We start from the raw sequence: 16,881 nt of genomic DNA, 5'->3' as shown, positions 1-16,881 counted from the left end.
GACTGACGCCGCGCCGGCCGTCGGCTCGGACGTCAGTTGCTCGCGAGCGCGTCCGCGGCGGCCGGGTCGCAGTCGCGGAGGAACTGGGCGCAGCGGGCCGCCTCGTCCGCCTCGCCGATCTCGTCGGCGGCCCGGGACAGCACGTAGAGGCAGCGCAGGAAGCCCTGGTTCGGCTCGTGCGACCACGGCACCGGACCGAATCCCTTCCAGCCGCTGCGGCGCAGCTGGTCCAGGCCCCGGTGGTAGCCGGTGCGCGCGTAGGCGTACGCCGGGATGACCTGGCCGGCGGCGAAGGCCCGCGCGGCCAGCGCACCCCAGCCGGCGCTGTAGGTCGGGAAGCGCGCCGCCACCTGGGCGTACGCCTCGTCGCTGCCGGCCTGCTCGGCGGCGGCCAGGGCGGCGTCGGCCTCGTCGTGCGCGGGGAGGAGAGTGGCCGGTGGTTCCGGCAACAGGTTCTGCATCGCCCCATTCAACCCGCTTCGCCCAGGGGCGCGCGAGGGGGTTGGGCGAGCCGACTGGCTGAACGGCTGAGGAGTTGGTCACGCCTGCGGCCCATGCCCCGGGCAGATGCTTTCGACTACAACTATTGGTCGGGAGCCTCCCCAGGACCCGGTACCGCGGAAGCCCGGTGGTCACGGCCGCCGGGCTCCCGTCGGTCCAGCGCGGGTGCGGTGCCGCGCGGGTCGGGCGACCTCCGGCGGCAGGGTCGCCGGAGCGCGGAGGGCTCCCAGGTTTGGCCGGTTGACCCGGCGGGGCAGGATGGCCAGGGTGCCGACCCCACCTCCCGCGGACGTCATCGAGCCGCACACCTGCACCGACGAGATCGAGACCCGCGCCGAGTTCGAGCGGCGGCTGACCACCGGCAGCCTCGTCGGGCTGACCGTGCAGGGGCTACGGCTCGACCTCGATCCCGTCCCCGACCTCACCGCCGTCGAGGTGACCGGCACCCTCTTCGTGGGCTGCCGCTTCGCCTCCCGGGAGGTCGGCGCCGACCTGGTCCGGCGCGGCGCGAACGTGGTGCCGCCGTTCTCCGGGCTGCCCTACCCGACCCAGCCGTCCCACCTCTACACCCCGGAGGAGCTGGCCGCCGGCTTCGCCGAGGGCGGGTTCGCCGGGATGTACGACACCCGCGTCTACGAGCACTTCCGGGCGCACGGCGGGGCGCTGCCGGACGTCCGGGAGGCGCTCGGTCAACGGCTGCACGACCACGGCGTGGACAACGCGCTGGCCGACGCCACCCGCGCCTGGCTGGCCACCCACGGGCCGCAGTCGGTGGTCGGCATCATGGGCGGCCACGCGGTGCCGCGCGGCAGCGCGCCGTACCGGATGGCGGCGGTGCTGGGCTGGGAGCTGGCGCGGGCCGACCGGCTGGTGGTGACCGGCGGCGGCCCCGGGGTGATGGAGGCCGCCAACCTCGGCGCCCACCTCGCGCTGCGGCCGGTCGAGGACCTGGACGCCGCGATCGACCTGCTGGCCGGGGCGCCGGACTTCACCGACCACGACCGCTACACGGCGGCGGCGCTGCAAGTCCGGGAGCGCTACGGCCAGCCGGTGGTGCCGCCCCGGCCCCGGGCCGCCGACCCCGGCAGCGCGTCCCGCGCCGACTCGGCCGCACTGGCCGGCGGCGACGTGGACTGGGCGCGTGCCGGCGGGCTGGCCATCCCGACCTGGCTGTACGGGCACGAGCCGGCGAACCTGTTCGCCGGCCGGATCGCCAAGTACTTCTCCAACGCCATCCGCGAGGACACCATCCTGCGGCTGGCCCGGGGCGGGATCGTCTTCGCCCCCGGCCGGGCGGGCACCGTGCAGGAGGTGTTCCAGGCCGCAACGAAGACCTACTACGGCACCGACGGGGCCAGCGGCGCGTACGTCTTCCTGGACCGCGCGTACTGGACGGACGAGCTTCCGGTGGAGTCGCTGCTGCGGCCGCTGCTGGGCGCCTCGCCGTTCGGCGACCTGTCGTCCTCCGTGCACCTCACGGACGACGTCCACGAGGCGGTCCGGGTGCTCACCGCCGGCTAGGAGGGGCACCTTCCTGTCGCATTCCGATGTGCAAGGTGCCCTTCCTGACCGAAGCGACGGCCGGCCCCCGGGTGGGGAGCCGGCCGTCGGCGGTACGCGTCAGCGCGTCACTGTGCTGCGTGGAGGCCGCTCAGCGCGTCACTTGGCCAGCGTGGTGCCGGACGAGCGCAGGTGCTCGCAGGCCTCCGCCACCCGGGCGGCCATGCCGGCCTCGGCGGCCTTGCCCCAGACCCGCGGGTCGTACAGCTTCTTGCTGCCGACCTCGCCGTCCACCTTGAGCACGCCGTCGTAGTTGCGGAACATGTGGTCCGCGACCGGCCGGGTGAAGGTGTACTGGGTGTCGGTGTCGATGTTCATCTTCACCACGCCGTAGTCCAGCGCCTCGCGGATCTCCGAGAGCAGCGAGCCGGACCCGCCGTGGAAGACCAGGCTGAGCGGCTTCTCCTTGCCGTACTTGGCGCCGACCGCCTCCTGGATCTGGTTGAGGATCTCGGGGCGGAGCTTGACGTTGCCCGGCTTGTAGACGCCGTGCACGTTGCCGAAGGTCAGCGCCGCCATGTAGCGGCCCTTCTCGCCCAGGCCGAGCGCCTCGACCATGGCCAGGCCGTCCTCGACCGTGGTGTAGAGCTTGTCGTTGATGGCGTTCTCGACGCCATCCTCCTCGCCGCCGACCACGCCGACCTCGATCTCAAGGACGATCTTGGCCTCGGCGGCCCGGTCGAGCAGCTCGGCCGCGATCTCCAGGTTCTCCGCCACGGGCACGGCCGAGCCGTCCCACATGTGCGACTGGAACAGCGGCTCCTGGCCGGCGGCCACCCGCTCCTTGGAGATCTGCATGAGCGGCCGGACGAACTTGTCCAGCTTCTCCTGCGGACAGTGGTCGGTGTGCAGGGCGATGTTGACCGGGTACTTCTTGGCCACCTCGTGCGCGTACGCGGCGAACGCCACCGCGCCGGTGACCATGTCCTTGACGGAGGAGCCGGAAAGGTATTCCGCGCCACCGGTCGAGACCTGGATGATGCCGTCGCTCTCCGCGTCGGCGAAGCCCTTCAGCGCCGCGTTCAGGGTCTGCGAGGACGTCACGTTGATCGCGGGGTACGCGTACCGGCCGGCCTTGGCGCGGTCCAGCATCTCCGCGTAGGTCTCGGGGGAAGCGATGGGCATGTCGAACGCTCCTTACTTACCGCTGTCGGCCGTCACCGGCCGCTGTTGTCCCTGGGTGCGCCGGACCGCGCTGTCCACCGTCGGCAGTATCCCGTAGAAGACCGGTGCCGGCACAACCGACCCGGTACGCGCCCGGTCCCTGGCCACCGCCCCACCGCCCCTCCCACCTGTCGGGCGCGGAAGACGCCGATCAGCCAGGTCGCCACGGCCAGCACGACGGCACCCCGGGACGCGGCCGCGCGACGGCGGCGGCCGACCGGATCAGGAAGCCCACCGTCCCATCCTGGCACCGGGGGCGGCGGCCGGTGGGTCGATTCGGTCGACTCGGCTTCCGAGCGGCGAGCGGGCGCAACCCGTACGGTGTGTGGGGAACTGTCCGCTGAGATCCCGGGAGGGACTGATATGGGTCAGCCCGAAGAGGACTTCGCACCCAGCGACCACCTCAGCCCCGAGGAACGCGACATGGAGGCGGAGCCGGCCGACGCGATCGAGCAGGCCGCCGCGATCGACCCCGGCGACGCCGACACCGAGCCGCACCGTGGCCTGGAGGTCGACGACTGGGACGCGATGGAGCAGGCCCGGGTGGTCGCCCCCGACGAGGAGGACTACCGCTGAGTCGTACGCGGGCCGGCCGCCTCCGGACGATCCCGGTGACGGCCGGCCCGCGCGTCAGCGGATGCGGTTGACCCGTTCCGGATGCTGCGCCACCCACTGCGCCAGCCGGTCCTCCCGCAGCGCGGCCAGGAACGCGGGGGCTTCCGTCGGGTCCGGTGACAGTCGCCAGCCGAGGCCCTCCGGCGGCCCGACCGGAAGACTGAGCCCGATCGGGTCGACGGACCTCAGATCCGGAAGCACCTTCAGCAGATCCACCAGCGGCGAGCCGTCACTGCCCACGACCAGCTCCGCGCCGACGGTGCCGACCAGGGCGAGGAGCCTGACCGGGTCGGTCAGCACCCCCTGCTCGCCGGCCCGCCGGATCAGCCCGGCGGCGAAGAGCTGCGCGTGCCGGTCCCGGTCGAGCCCGCCCTCGGGCAGTTCCCGCCGCTGCCGCAGCAGGTCGACCGAGGCGGCGCCGTCGAGCCGCTGGCAGCCGCTCGGGAAGACCCGCTCCGTGTGGAAGGAGCGCACCTCGCGCGGCAGGCAGACCTCCACGCCATCGACCTCGTCGGTGAGCCGGCGCAGCACCGGGTAGGTGAGCACCGCGCCGGCGTTCACGCGTACGCCGGTCAGGTCGGCGACCACCTGGCGGGTCAGCAGGTAGCCGCCTCCCAGGTCGGGCCGGCCCTTGCCGGCGCCGTACAGGAAGGCGGCGTTGAGCTTGTCGATCCCGCGACCGGGAATCGGCACCGCCAGGTCGCGGGGCAGCGAGATGAGGTACGGCCGGCTGCGGTCCGCCGGTATGTGCACCAGCAGTACGGAGTCCGCCAGCCGGGTGGGCTCCTTCGCCGTACCGTCCACGCCGAGCAGCAGGATGTTCAGCGCGCCCGTCGGTGCCGGTCCGGCGGGCTCGGCGAGCAGGGTGGCGTCCTCGGCGACCCGGTCCGGCGTGAGCTGTGGCACCCCGATGCCCAGCACGCCGAGCAGGGCCAGCGCGGCACCGCCGGCCCGGAGCCGCAGCCGGCGACGGCGGCGGGCAGCCGCGAGCCGGTCGATGGCGGACCGCAGCGGGCCGGCGGGCGGGGTCAGGGCCTCGTGCCGGGCGAAGGCGGCCCGCAGTTCGTCCTCGATCATGAGCAGGCCTCCACGTGTTCGGCGCGCAGCGTGGCCAGGGCGCGGGAGATGGACGAGCGGACGGTCCCGACGGCGCAGCCGAGGATGTCGGCGATCTCCGCGTCGGGCAGGTCCTCGTAGTAGCGCAGCACCAGCGTGGCCCGCTGCCGGCGCGGCAGTCCGGACAGCCAGGACCAGATCTGGTCCCGGTCGACGGCGTGCTGGGCGTGGTCGGCCGGCGCCGGCACCGCGTCGTCAGGCTCGGCGCGCAGCAGCACCCGGCGCATCCAGGAGCCCCGCCGCCAGTCGACGTACTGGTTGGTCAGCATCCGGCGGACGTAGCGTTCGGGCGAGTCGGCACGGGCCACCCGGCGCCAGTTGAGCTGGACCCGGACCATGGTGTCCTGCACCAGGTCCTGCGCCTGGTGCGGGTCGCCGGTCAGCATGACCGCGTACCGCAGCAGCGCGGCCAGCCGTGAGTCGGCGAACTCCTCGTACGTCACTGCACCTCCCGGACTCCTGCTCCTGATGACGGATGCGGGCGGCCGGAACGTTGCGGCGATCCTGTTCAGCCGTTCGGTCGATGTTTGCCCGCCGGAGGCCGACCGGGCAGCGGCGGTTCTTAAGGAGTCCTTAAGATCCGCTGGCCACTCCTGGCATTCCCACGGGAGGAACCCCCCACATGCTCAAGCACTCCACTCGGCGCTGGCTGGCCGGGCTGGGCGTCGCAGGCGCGCTCGTCGCCGCCTCCGCCTCCCCCGCCGCCGCCGAGGACACCGATGTCGAGCTCGGCGTCTACTTCAGCGACCTGACCGTCGCGGCGGGATCCGAGGGCAAGTACGAATCGCCCCTCATGTTCGCCTCCGAGCCCGTCACCGTGTTCGGCCTGACGGCCCGGTTCGACTACCGCGACTTCGCGGACAAGGTGCAGATCAAGTCGGAGTTCGAGTCCGAGTGCACGTCGCCGGAGGCGGGCGTCCTGGTGTGCACGGACCTCTTCGAGCACGACCTGTACGACTGGGCCTCCGGCTACTTCAACGTGGCCGTCGTGCCCACGGCGGAGGCGAAGGACGGTGACGCCGGCAAGGTCAAGGTCACGGTGAGCGCCGACGGCCTGGCGCCGACGAGCCACACGTCGCAGATCCGGATCGGTGAGGGCGTCGACTTGGCCGGCGGCACGGAGACGGAGGTCTCGGTGGCACCGGGCAGCCGGTTCACCGCGCCGATCGTGCTCGGCAACGCCGGTCAGACCACCGCGAAGGGCGCGGTCGCCGTCTTCGACAACGACCACGCCATCCGTGCCGACAAGCGGCACAGCAACTGCACCTACGAGGGCGACTACCTCCGCACCTGCCGCTTCTCGGCCGACGTGGCCCCGGGGGCCGTCCACTCGGGTTCCCTGGCGTACCAGCTGGGCGCGGACACCTACGCCCCGGGTAGGGACTACGGCTACTACAACTGGATGACTGTCGCCGAGTTCGAGGACTTCAGCAAGTACCTGACCGACAACGGCGTCTCCGTCGGCAAGCCGGGTGACGGCGAGCCCCTGAGCCTCTCGGCTCCGAACGTCCGGGCCCGCTCGTCCCAGGTCGACATCAACCCGGAGAACAACTGGTCGAGCCTGGAGGTCACCGCCACCGGCACGAACGGCACCGACCTCGAAGCCGTCGGCGACTCGGTGACGGCGAAGGCGGGCAAGCGGGTCACCGCGACCGTAGGTTTCCGCAACAACGGTCCCGCCACCCTCGACTACCAGCGCGGCGGGTCCTCCGTGACCTACATGGAGGTCGCGATTCCCGAGGGCACCACCGTGGTCGACGCCCCCGACGAGTGCATGCCCGTGAAGGGCGAGGACCGGGGCGAGCCGGGCGAGCCGGGCGCCCGCACCTACTTCTGCTACGCCCAGCCGCTCCTCAAGGCCGGCGACGCGGAGACCTTCGAGTTCGGACTCCGGATCGACAAGGTCGTCGCCAACGCGACCGGCACCGTCGACATCAACATCCCGTGCCAGTGCGACGGGGGCTTCTCCAAGGACCTGAAGCCGGCCAACGACACCGCCAAGCTCCTGGTGAACGCGGCCGGCAACGGCGGCGGCAGCGGAGGCGGTGACGGTGACGGTGACGGCGGCACGCTGCCGATCACCGGTGAGTCCACCGGCCTGATCGCCGGCATCGGCGGGCTGCTGCTCGTCGCCGGCGTCGGCGGCTACGTGGTCACCAAGCGCCGCAAGACCCACTTCGTCGCCTGACCCACCCGCACCCCCGGTGCCCCGCCGACCCCTGGCCGGCGGGGCACCACCATTTCCACCCACCCCACCCCACTCCCAGCCACCCACCCCGACGCCACGCCCCACCCCCAGCCACCCACCCCGACGCGGCACGCGCCGCCCACCCACAGACACCCACCGACGGCACGCGCCCCCGTCCGAGCGGCCGACGAACCGCAACCACAACGGGTTTCCGGGGAGCCCCACCAGCGAACCCCCCGGAACCCACCGACCCACGAGCAACCAAAAACGGGACGACGCAAGATCGGCGCGACTGACACCATTGGGCGCGTGCTGCTCACCCTGACCACCACGCACCGCCCGGCCACCGACCTCGGACACCTGCTGATCAAGCACCCCGACCGCGCGCACGCCTTCGACGTGCCGGTCGGCACCGCGCACGTGTTCTACCCGGAGGCGGACGAGCAGCGTTGCACCGCCGCCCTGCTGCTCGACGTCGACCCGCTGCGGCTGGCCGGCGCGCGCGGCCGTGGCCGGCAGCAGGCGCCGACCCCGGACAGCTTCACCCTCGGGCGGTACGTCAACGACCGGCCCTACGCGGCGTCCAGCCTGCTCTCCTCCGCGCTGTCCAAGGTGTACCGCTCGGCCCTGCGCGGCGAGTCCCGCGAGCGCCCCGAGCTGGCCCGTACGCCGATCCCGCTGGAGGTGCGGGTGCCGGTGCTGCGCTGCCGGGGTGGCGCGGACGTGGCGGTCCGGATGTTCGGCCCGCTCGGCTGGGCGGTGACCGCCGCCCCGATCCCGCTCGACGAGCGGCACCCGGAGTGGGGCGACAGCCGGTACGTCGACCTGACGCTGACCGGCACGCTGCGCGTCGCCGACGCGCTCAACCACCTCTACGTCCTGCTGCCGGTGCTGGACGACGCCAAGCACTACTGGGTCGCCCCGGACGAGGTCGACAAGCTGCTGCGGGCCGGCGCGGGCTGGCTGGCCGACCACCCGGAACGCGACATGATCACCCGCCGCTACCTGGCACACCGGCGGGCGCTGGCCGGGTTGGCCCTGGCCCGCCTGGCCGAGCGACGCCCGACCGACGAGCCGGCCGCCGACGAGGCGACTGCGGACGAGGCGACCGGGGACGGCACGACCACGGACGGGGCGACCGGGGAGGGCGGGCGGGTCTCGGCCCGCCGGGCGTCACTGGCCGCGCGCCGGCGGGAGGCGGTGCTCGGCGCGCTGGCCGGTGCGGGTGCGAGCCGGGTGCTGGATCTCGGCTGCGGCGGCGGTGCCCTGCTCGCCGCGCTGGTCGGCGACCGCCGGTTCACCGAGATCGTGGGCACCGACGTGTCCACGCACGCGCTGACCCTGGCCGCCCGGCGGCTGCGGCTGGACCGGCTGCCCGAGCGGCAGCGGGACCGCATCCGGCTCTGGCAGTCCGCGCTGACCTACCGGGACGACCGGCTGCGCGGGTACGACGCGGCGGTGCTGATGGAGGTGATCGAGCACGTCGATCCGCCCCGGCTGCCGGCGCTGGAGGACGCCGTGCTCGGTCACGCCAACCCGGCGACCGTCGTGGTGACCACGCCGAACGCCGAGTACAACGTCCGCTACGAGGGGCTGCCCGCCGGGCGGTTCCGGCACGCCGACCACCGCTTCGAGTGGACCCGCGCGGAGTTCGCCGCCTGGGTCGACCGGGTGTCCACCACGTACGGCTACACCGCCGCGATCAGCGGGGTCGGCGACGACGATCCCGAGGTCGGCGCCCCCACCCAGCTCGTCGTGCTGACCCGGAAGGAGAACCCGTGACCACCCTCGACATCCCCGAGCTGGCCCTGGTCGCACTCGTCGGCGTCTCCGGCTCCGGCAAGTCCACCTTCGCCCGCCGGCACTTCGCGCCCAGCCAGGTGCTCTCCTCGGACACGTTCCGGGCGATGGTCGCCGACGACGAGAACGACCAGTCCGCCTCCGCCGACGCCTTCGACGCGCTGCACCACGTCGCCGCCACGCGGCTGCGCCGGGGCCGACTCACGGTGGTCGACGCGACCAACCTCCAGCCACACGCCCGGGCGGGCCTGGTGCGGGTGGCCCGCGAGCACGACGTGCTGCCGGTGGCCGTCGTGCTGGACGTGCCCGAGGCGCTGGCGTGGGAACGCACCGAGGGTCGCGCCGACCGCACCTTCAACCGGCACGTGCTCGCCCGGATGCAGCGCGACCTGCGCCGGTCGTACAAGCTGTTGGCCCGGGAGGGCTTCCGCAAGGTGCACGTGCTGCGCGGCGTCGAGGAGATCGACGCCGCCGAGATCCGCTACGAGAAGCTGTTCAACGACCGGCGGGAGCTGACCGGGCCGTTCGACATCGTCGGGGACGTGCACGGCTGCCGCGCCGAGCTGGAGGCGCTGCTCGTCCGGCTCGGCTGGGAGCTGCGCCGCGACGAGCGGGGCCGGCCGGTGGACGCGACGCACCCGTCGGGGCGTACCGCCGTCTTCGTCGGTGACCTGGTGGACCGCGGCCCGGACTCCCCCGGTGTCCTCCGCCTGGTGATGGGCATGGTCGCCGCCGGGCACGCGATCTGCGTGCCCGGCAACCACGAGCAGAAGCTGCTGCGCCGGCTGCGCGGCCGCGAGGTGCGGCTCACCCACGGGCTGGCCGAGACGATGGAGCAGCTGGCGGCCGAGCCGGACGCCTTCGTGGCCGAGGTGGCGGGCTTCATCGACGACCTGACCAGCCACTTCGTGCTCGACGAGGGCCGGCTGGTGGTTGCGCACGCCGGGCTGAAGGAGGCGTACCAGGGCCGCGCGTCGGGCCGGGTGCGCTCCTTCGCGCTGTACGGCGAGACCACCGGCGAGACCGACGAGTACGGGATGCCGGTGCGCTACCCGTGGGCGCGGGAGTACCGGGGTTCGGCGATGGTGGTCTACGGGCACACCCCGGCCGCCGTGCCGGAGTGGGTGAACAACACCATCTGCGTCGACACCGGCTGCGTCTTCGGCGGCCGGCTCACCGCGCTGCGCTACCCGGAGAAGGAGCTGGTCTCGGTGCCGGCGGAGCGGGAGTGGTACGCGCCGACCCGCCCGCTGGCCGCCGCGCCGGCCCGACCCGACCAGGTGCTGGAGCTGACCGACGTGACCGGCCGGCGGCACGTCGAGCACCCGTACGGGTCGCTGACCGTGCCGGCGGAGAACGCGGCCGCCGCGCTGGAGGTGATGAGCCGCTTCGCGGTCGACCCGCGCTGGCTGGCCTGGCTGCCGCCGACGATGGCGCCCTGCTCGACGGCGACGTCGGGCGGCTTCCTGGAGCACCCGGCGCAGGCGTTCGCCGACTACCGCGCGGCGGGCGTGGACCGGGTGGTCTGCGAGGAGAAGCACATGGGCTCGCGGGCCGTGGTGCTGGTCTGCCGGGAGCCCGACGGCGGGCCCTTCGGTCCGGGTGGCGGGGTGGTGCACACCCGCACCGGCCGCCCGTTCTTCGGCGCGCCGCTCGACAACGAGCTGCTCGACCGGGTGCGCGCGGCGGTCGGCGGGGCGGGGCTGTGGGACGAGCTGGGGACGGACTGGCTGCTGCTCGACTGCGAGCTGCTGCCCTGGTCGGCGAAGGCGGGCGGACTGATCCGCGAGCAGTACGCCGGGGTCGGTGCCGCCGGCCGGGCCGCCCTGCCGGCGGCGCTGGCCGCGCTGGAGGCGGCGGCTGGGCGAGGGCTGCCCGTGGGTGAGCTGCGTGACCGGATGGCCCGTCGCCGCGACGAGATCATGGCCTACTCGGACGCCTACCGGGCGTACGTGGGGCCGACCGACGGGCTGCGCGGGGTGACCCTGGCCCCGTTCGCGGTGCTGGCCGGCGCGAAGGCCAGCTACGCCGACCGGGACCACGGCTGGCACCTCGGGCTGGCCGACCGGCTCTGCGCCGCCGACCCGGAGTTCTTCACGCCGACGCGCCGCCAGGTCGTCGACCTGGCCGATCCGGCCGCCGAGGCGGCGGCCACCGAGTGGTGGCTGGCGCTGACGGCGGCCGGCGGCGAGGGCATGGTGGTGAAGCCGTACGCCGGCCCGGCCGCCCGCACCGAGCGGGGTTCGCTGCTTCAGCCGGGCATCAAGTGCCGGGGCCGGGAGTACCTGCGGATCATCTACGGTCCCGGCTACGACGAGCCGGAGCAGTTGGCCGCGCTGCGCCGCCGGTCGCTGGGGCGCAAGCGGGGGCTGGCGCTGCGCGAGCACGGGCTGGGGCTGGCGGCGCTGGACGCGCTGGTCGCCGGTGCTCCGCTGTGGCGCCGGCACGAGCTGGTCTTCGCGATCCTGGCCTGCGAGTCCGAGCCGGTCGACCCCCGGCTGTGACGAGGCGTGACGGGTGACGGCGGTCGACGGCGGCCGTCACCCGTGACCGCCGGTCCGCGGCTGTCGGTGACCGCGGGTATGGTCGCCGGCCATGACGTACGAGGCGTTCTACGAGCCGGCCGGCGGTGGTCGGTTCGGGTCGACGCCGGCGACCGCCGGCCCGTGGGATCCGGCCGCCCAGCACGCCGGCCCGCCGTCGGCCCTGCTCGCCCGGGCGCTTGCCGGTCACGACCCGGTCGACGGCCAGCTCCTCACCCGCGTGTCGGTGGACATCCTGCGCCCGGTGCCGGTGGCGGAGGTGACGCTGCGGGTCCGTACGGTCCGGGCCGGCCGCCGGATCACGCTGGTGGAGGGGATCGCGGAGGCCGGCGGGCAGGAGGTGCTGCACGCCCGGGGCTGGCGCGTCTTGGCCCCGGCCGAGCCGACGCCCGCGACGGCCGACGACGGGCCACCGGTGCCGGGGCCGGACGCGGGCGCCGAGCCGGAGCACTGGGCCGCCGCGCACTCCGCCGGTTATCTGTCGGCCATGCAGTGGCGTTTCGTCTCCGGCGCGTTCGTCGAGCCGGGCCCGGCCCGGGTGTGGGTACGGCCCCGGATCCCGTTGCTGCCCGGCGAGCCCGTCGGCCCGGCGGAGCTGGCGCTGCTGGTGGCGGACTCGGGCAGCGGGGTGAGTGCCCGCCTGGACCTGGCCCGGTGGCTGTTCGTGAACGTCGACCTGACGGTGACCCTGCACCGGCCGCCGCGCGGCGAGTGGCTCCTGCTCGACTCGGCCACCACGATCGGGCCGCACGGTTCGGGCGTGGCGGCGAGCCGGCTGGCCGACGCCGACGGCACCGTGGGTGGGGCCGTGCAGACGCTCGTCGTCGCTCCCCGCTGAGGCGGCGCATCGGGTCGGGCCCCGGTGCCGGATGTGCCTGCCCGACCGGGCTGGCGCCGCCTCGCGCGCTGTGACGTCGAGCACCGGGCCGGCCGGCGGCCACCTAGACTACGGACGTTCCGTCACCGACCGGCATACATCGGAGGTCGCCTCGTGCCGACGCCCACCACCACCCTGGCCCTGGGGCCGAGCTGGCTCGATCCAGAGGTGTTGATCTCGACGTTCGGGCTGATCGGCATCCTGGTGATCGTCTTCGCCGAGTCCGGCCTGCTGATCGGGTTCTTCCTGCCGGGCGACTCGCTGCTGTTCACCGCGGGGCTGCTCACCGCGGACGGGAAGTACATCACCTACCCGCTGTGGCTGGTCTGCCTGCTCATCACCATCGCGGCGATCGCCGGCGACCAGGTCGGGTACGCGTTCGGCCGCAAGGTCGGCCCGGCGCTGTTCCGCCGGCCGAACTCGAAGCTGTTCAAGCAGGAGAACGTGCTCAAGGCGCACGAGTTCTTCGAGAAGTACGGCGCGCGCTCCATCGTGCTGGCCCGCTTCGTGCCGATCGTGCGGACGTTCACGCCGATCGTGGCCGGGGTCAGCCGGATGAACTACCGCACGTTCGTGATCTACAACGTGATCGGCGGCGTGCTCTGGGGCACGGGCGTGACCGTGCTCGGCTACTTCCTCGGCCAGATCCCGTTCGTCAAGGCGAACATCGAGATGATCCTGATCGCCATCGTGTTGATCTCGGTGGTCCCGATCGCCGTCGAGCTGCTGCGGGCGCGGATGGCCGCCAAGCGTGGCACCAGCGCGCAGGAACGGGCCGCCGCCGAGGAGGCGATCCGGGAGACCCGCGAGCACTACGGCAAGCACTGACCGACCGGCCGTCCGGTGCCGCCCCCGGTGGGGGATGGCACCGGACGATCGGTGAAGGTCAGCGCGCCTTCTTGGTGGCGCGCTTGCGCGGCGGGGTCAGCAGATCGGCGATCGTGGCGATCGCCGACGGCACCAGCCGGTAGTACGCCCAGACACCGCGCTTCTCCCGCTCCAGCAAGCCGGCCTCGGTGAGGATACGCAGGTGGTGACTGACCGTCGGCTGCGAGAGGCCGAGGGGTGCGGTCAGATCGCACACGCACGCCTCACCCTCGGGCGCCGACTGGATCAGGCTGAGCAGCCGAAGTCGAGCAGGGTCGGCGAGGGCCTTGAGGACCCCCGCCAGACGCTCGGCATCGGCACGTTCGATCGGCTCGCCGGCAAGCGGCGAGATCTGAGGCATAGTCATTTCGGCCAACGCAGTTCCCACGTATTCCATCCTTCCACCAGCAGCATCGATCCGCCTGCATATCGGCGGATCCGAATCGGCAGACTTTTACGCCACAAGGCCGAGGTCAGCCAACGTATAGGCCGCTCGATACGGCAATCCGGCGGCTCGCACCGCGTCGCCGGCGCCTCGATCAACAATAACCGCCACACCCACGATCTCGGCCCCGACCTCGCGAAGGGCCTCGACCGCCGTCAACACACTTCCCCCGGTAGTGGAAGTGTCCTCCACCGCCAACACCCGCCGGCCGGCCACGTCCGGCCCTTCGATCCGACGCTGGAGACCGTGCGTCTTACCCGCCTTGCGGACCACGAACGCGTCCACCGGACGGTCGGTCCCGGACGCGGCGTGCACCATCGACAGCGCCACCGGGTCGGCACCCAGGGTCAGCCCGCCCACCGCGTCGTACTCCCAGTCGGCCGTCAGGTCGCGCATCACGCGCCCCACCAACGGAGCGGCCTGGTGATGGAGCGTGACGCGACGTAGATCGACGTACCAGTCGGCCTCGCGGCCTGAGGAGAGCACCACCCGGCCGTGGACCACCGCCAGGTCAGTGATGAATTTACGCAGGTCGTCGTGGTCCCCCATGCCGATAGAGGGTACTGCTCAAGTCTGGGAGTCGTGTGCGGGGTCCACCGGCATCAGCCCTGGGGGCGACCGACGGGTGGCGATGCCCGGCTACGCTGAGCGACCGTTCAGCCGGACATATCGGACGATCGACGGAGGTCGACGGGCCGAGCCGGCCCCGACCCGCCGCTCAGCCGCCGTCGCGGCCGATCCGGCCCCGGGTGTCCCGGGACACCGCCTCCAGCAGCCGCCGGGGCGCGTGCCGCAGCCCCGCCACGGCGAGCTTGTACTTCCACGCGGGAACGCTGACCAGCTTGCCTTTCCGCAGGTCACGCAGGGCTTCGTCGACCACGTCGTCGGCCCGCAGCCACATCCACTCCGGCGTCTTCGACATGTTGATGCCGGCGCGCTCGTGGAACTCCGTACGCGTGTAGCCGGGGCAGAGCGCCATCACGCGCACGTCGAAGGGCCGGGCGGACTGGCCGACGGACTCGCTGAAGTTGGTGACCCACGCCTTGCTGGCGGAGTATGTCGAACCCGGCATGACCGCGCCGAACCCCGCCACCGAAGAGACATTTATCACTGCCCCACGGCGCCGCTCGGTCATCGGACGCAGGGCCGCGAGGGTCAACCGCATCACGGCGTGCACGTTGAGCCGCAGCAGCCGCGCCTCGTCCTCGGCGGACGAGCGCAGGAACGGGGTGTTCAGGCTGATCCCGGCGTTGTTGACCAGCAACTCGATCGGCGGGCCCTCGGCCAGCCGCCGCTCCACCGTCGCGCAACCGTCGTCGGTGGACAGGTCGGCCGGGATCGTCTCGACCTCCCGGCCGTGCCGCCCGGTCAGCTCGGCGGCCGTCGCGGCCAGCCGGTTCGCGTCCCGGGCCACCAGCACCAGGTGCCAACCGTCGGCGGCCAGCCGGCGGGCGAAGGCGGCACCGATGCCGGCGGTCGCTCCGGTGATCAGGGCCCGCCGCTCGTTGGCCGACTGGTCGAGCGTCACGGGCGGTCCTCACTCGGCGGGTACGGGGGCGCGGGCGGCGCCCCGGGCGGCTGGTGCGGGGGCTGGACGGGTGGCGGCGCGGGCGACGCCGGAGGGTGGTGCGGGGCGGACGACGCGGGCCGCGGACGGAACCAGGCGCCCGCCGCCGGCAGTGCCAGCAGCACGGCTACCACAAGGTAACCGAGCACCTGGCCGACGGAAAGCCCCGCGCCCAGCGGAATCCACCAGGACGGGTAGGCGTCGGCGAGGAGGCCGAGGAGTTCCGCCGTCGCCCGCTCGTCCTCGCCCGATCCGAGCGGAGTGGCGCGCTGCCCGACCAGCAGCGCGAGCCCGCAGCACCCGGCGATCAGCCCCAGCCCGGAGACCACCCAGGTCGCGGTGCGGGCGCCGTCCCGGCCGGCCCGCAGGCCGAGGGCGAGACCGGCGAGGAGCAGCCCCGCGAGCAGGCTCACCATCGCCGTCAGCACGGTGGACACGCTCAGCAGGGTGACCGTCCCGTCGATCTGGTCCGGGAGTGCCGAGGTGTCCGCCGCGGCGGCGCGGAACCGGTCGACGGTGCCGCCCCGGATCGCCACACCGGCGGCGGCGTACGCGAGGGCGGCGACCGCCATCAGCGCCAGCAGCGCCACGGCCGCCGTGACGACGGCCGGGCGGCGGGCCGGTGCCCGATCGGGGTGCGACACGACGAGTCCCTCCGGTAGGCGTCGGGTTGCAACCTACTCGGAGGGACTGTCGGCGTCGCTGTTATCGACCCGTCAACTCACCGGCGGCGGGGTCGGTCCGGGACGGTCCGACCCGGGCTGCTCGCCACCCGGGTTCGACCCCGGCTGGCCCGGCTGGTCCCCGCCGTACGGCGTGGACGGCGGCTGGTCGCCCGGGGCCGGCGGGTAGCCCGGCTGGTCGGAGGCCTGCGGCTGGCCCGGCGTCGGCGGGTACCCCGGCGTGGGCGGGTAGCCGGGCTGGCCGGACTGCGGGTAACCGGGCTGGCCACCGGACTGCGGGTAGGCCGCACCCGGGACCGGCGGCTCCCAGCCCTGCTTCGGCTTGCGGAAGAACTCGTTGGCCTTCGGCAGCGCCAGCAGGATCAGCGCGGCGAGCAGCGCGAGCAGCCCGAGCACGCTGAGCAGCGTGGTGACCGGGGTGAACCAGCCGGGCAGCGCCTCGTCGAGGCGGCGCTGGATCTCCTCCGGGCTCGGCGCGTCGCCGGTCGTCTGACCGGTGCCGATGCCGCCGCCCACTCCGCTGACCAGTCCGCCACCCATGCAGCAGACCATGATGCCGCCGAGCACCCAGGTGGTGATCCGCGATCCGTTGCTGCCCTTGTTGTTGAACACCCCGAGCACGGCCAGCACGACCGCGAGCAGGAGCACGAAGACGGCGCCACCGATGGTGATCATCGTGGTGATGTCGGCCAGGTTCTGCGTGCCGTTGGCGTCGGTGCCCCGGTACGCCTCGTCGAGCACCTCCGAGATGGTGCCGACGGTGGAGAGCGTGATGATGAGGCCGATCAGCTGGGTGAGCGCGAACAGCCACAGCAGATACGTGGATATGGTCACCACACCCGGCCGGGTGCGGGCCGGCGTGTTGTGGGAATCGACCATGATTCTCCTTCCCTAGATCGCGGTCACACCGTATCCAGGTCGAGCCAGTCCGGCACGTCAGACGGGCATTGACCCG

At 73.2% G+C, this 16,881-nt stretch carries 16 protein-coding genes; 7 read left to right on the top strand and 9 right to left on the bottom strand.

Going from position 1 to position 16,881, the window contains the following annotated elements; translation table 11 throughout:
• Positions 1-32 precede the first annotated feature (32 nt).
• Positions 33-461, bottom strand: coding sequence for a DUF3151 domain-containing protein (locus tag OG989_RS07960; protein ID WP_132235196.1), 429 nt, complete (start codon positions 459-461; stop codon positions 33-35).
• A 307-nt stretch (positions 462-768) separates the two neighbouring features.
• On the opposite strand from OG989_RS07960, the gene OG989_RS07955 reads away from it, so the two are divergent.
• Entirely contained in the window at positions 769-2,022 is a 1,254-nt protein-coding gene (locus OG989_RS07955) for an LOG family protein (protein ID WP_442791912.1), read from the top strand.
• Positions 2,023-2,160: 138 nt separating this feature from the next.
• Here OG989_RS07955 and fbaA read toward each other — a convergent pair whose 3' ends face one another.
• Positions 2,161-3,186 (bottom strand): class II fructose-bisphosphate aldolase, encoded by a 1,026-nt coding sequence (fbaA, locus tag OG989_RS07950; protein WP_327030138.1) that lies wholly within the window; start codon positions 3,184-3,186, stop codon positions 2,161-2,163.
• 402 nt (positions 3,187-3,588) lie between these two features.
• On the opposite strand from fbaA, the gene OG989_RS07945 reads away from it, so the two are divergent.
• A complete protein-coding gene (locus OG989_RS07945) occupies positions 3,589-3,801 on the top strand; it encodes a hypothetical protein (RefSeq protein ID WP_151456894.1) in 213 nt (70 codons plus the stop codon).
• A 54-nt stretch (positions 3,802-3,855) separates the two neighbouring features.
• Here OG989_RS07945 and OG989_RS07940 read toward each other — a convergent pair whose 3' ends face one another.
• Together OG989_RS07940 and OG989_RS07935 are read right to left on the bottom strand one after the other, a co-directional pair.
• Entirely contained in the window at positions 3,856-4,917 is a 1,062-nt protein-coding gene (locus tag OG989_RS07940; RefSeq protein ID WP_327030137.1) for an LCP family protein, read from the bottom strand.
• Complete coding sequence (locus OG989_RS07935) at positions 4,914-5,399, bottom strand: SigE family RNA polymerase sigma factor (protein ID WP_327030136.1); 486 nt, start codon at positions 5,397-5,399, stop codon at positions 4,914-4,916. The genes OG989_RS07940 and OG989_RS07935 overlap by 4 nt, the downstream gene beginning before the upstream one ends.
• Positions 5,400-5,578: 179 nt before the next feature.
• Between OG989_RS07935 and OG989_RS07930 the strand changes: the two genes are divergently transcribed.
• From OG989_RS07930 to OG989_RS07910, 5 genes are all read left to right on the top strand, one after another.
• A complete protein-coding gene (locus OG989_RS07930) occupies positions 5,579-7,144 on the top strand; it encodes an LPXTG cell wall anchor domain-containing protein (RefSeq protein ID WP_327030135.1) in 1,566 nt (521 codons plus the stop codon).
• Between the two features lie 309 nt (positions 7,145-7,453).
• Positions 7,454-8,926 (top strand): 3' terminal RNA ribose 2'-O-methyltransferase Hen1, encoded by a 1,473-nt coding sequence (locus OG989_RS07925; RefSeq protein ID WP_327030134.1) that lies wholly within the window; start codon positions 7,454-7,456, stop codon positions 8,924-8,926.
• Positions 8,923-11,448 carry a polynucleotide kinase-phosphatase gene (locus OG989_RS07920; protein ID WP_327030133.1) on the top strand — a complete coding sequence of 842 codons (2,526 nt, stop codon included), beginning with the start codon at positions 8,923-8,925 and terminating at the stop codon, positions 11,446-11,448. Before OG989_RS07925 ends, OG989_RS07920 begins: the two co-directional genes overlap by 4 nt.
• Positions 11,449-11,539: 91 nt before the next feature.
• Complete coding sequence (locus OG989_RS07915; RefSeq protein ID WP_327030132.1) at positions 11,540-12,325, top strand: thioesterase family protein; 786 nt, start codon at positions 11,540-11,542, stop codon at positions 12,323-12,325.
• Positions 12,326-12,478: 153 nt separating this feature from the next.
• Positions 12,479-13,192, top strand: a complete 714-nt coding sequence (locus OG989_RS07910) for a DedA family protein (protein WP_151457172.1) — start codon at positions 12,479-12,481, stop codon at positions 13,190-13,192.
• A gap of 58 nt (positions 13,193-13,250) precedes the next feature.
• Here OG989_RS07910 and OG989_RS07905 read toward each other — a convergent pair whose 3' ends face one another.
• The 5 genes from OG989_RS07905 to OG989_RS07885 form a co-directional block, all read right to left on the bottom strand.
• On the bottom strand, positions 13,251-13,628 hold the full coding sequence (locus tag OG989_RS07905; protein WP_007454255.1) for an ArsR/SmtB family transcription factor: 378 nt from the start codon (positions 13,626-13,628) through the stop codon (positions 13,251-13,253).
• A 57-nt stretch (positions 13,629-13,685) separates the two neighbouring features.
• Positions 13,686-14,225, bottom strand: a complete 540-nt coding sequence (locus OG989_RS07900; RefSeq protein WP_121397268.1) for an orotate phosphoribosyltransferase — start codon at positions 14,223-14,225, stop codon at positions 13,686-13,688.
• 169 nt (positions 14,226-14,394) lie between these two features.
• Positions 14,395-15,204 (bottom strand): SDR family NAD(P)-dependent oxidoreductase, encoded by an 810-nt coding sequence (locus OG989_RS07895; RefSeq protein ID WP_327030131.1) that lies wholly within the window; start codon positions 15,202-15,204, stop codon positions 14,395-14,397.
• Positions 15,201-15,887, bottom strand: coding sequence for a hypothetical protein (locus OG989_RS07890; protein WP_327030130.1), 687 nt, complete (start codon positions 15,885-15,887; stop codon positions 15,201-15,203). The genes OG989_RS07895 and OG989_RS07890 overlap by 4 nt, the downstream gene beginning before the upstream one ends.
• Before the next feature lie 72 nt (positions 15,888-15,959).
• The gene (locus OG989_RS07885; protein WP_327030129.1) at positions 15,960-16,805 is read right to left on the bottom strand and encodes a hypothetical protein; all 846 of its coding nucleotides are present in this window, start codon (positions 16,803-16,805) and stop codon (positions 15,960-15,962) included.
• Positions 16,806-16,881: the final 76 nt, after the last annotated feature.

The organism is Micromonospora sp. NBC_01740, from assembly GCF_035920365.1.
In the GTDB taxonomy this organism is placed as follows: domain Bacteria; phylum Actinomycetota; class Actinomycetes; order Mycobacteriales; family Micromonosporaceae; genus Micromonospora; species Micromonospora reichwaldensis.
Note: the sequence above shows the minus strand (reverse complement) of the source record. Positions and strands in the feature narration are given on the sequence as shown.

Excerpts from the sequence above, each read along its gene's own strand:
- fbaA (WP_327030138.1), bottom strand. The coding sequence starts at position 3,186 with ATGCCCATCGCTTCCCCCGAGACCTACGCGGAGATGCTGGACCGCGCC.
- OG989_RS07915 (WP_327030132.1), top strand. The coding sequence starts at position 11,540 with ATGACGTACGAGGCGTTCTACGAGCCGGCCGGCGGTGGTCGGTTCGGG.
- OG989_RS07900 (WP_121397268.1), bottom strand. The coding sequence starts at position 14,225 with ATGGGGGACCACGACGACCTGCGTAAATTCATCACTGACCTGGCGGTG.
- OG989_RS07930 (WP_327030135.1), top strand. The coding sequence starts at position 5,579 with ATGCTCAAGCACTCCACTCGGCGCTGGCTGGCCGGGCTGGGCGTCGCA.
- OG989_RS07940 (WP_327030137.1), bottom strand. The coding sequence starts at position 4,917 with ATGATCGAGGACGAACTGCGGGCCGCCTTCGCCCGGCACGAGGCCCTG.
- OG989_RS07905 (WP_007454255.1), bottom strand. The coding sequence starts at position 13,628 with ATGGAATACGTGGGAACTGCGTTGGCCGAAATGACTATGCCTCAGATC.
- OG989_RS07960 (WP_132235196.1), bottom strand. The coding sequence starts at position 461 with ATGCAGAACCTGTTGCCGGAACCACCGGCCACTCTCCTCCCCGCGCAC.
- OG989_RS07945 (WP_151456894.1), top strand. The coding sequence starts at position 3,589 with ATGGGTCAGCCCGAAGAGGACTTCGCACCCAGCGACCACCTCAGCCCC.
- OG989_RS07885 (WP_327030129.1), bottom strand. The coding sequence starts at position 16,805 with ATGGTCGATTCCCACAACACGCCGGCCCGCACCCGGCCGGGTGTGGTG.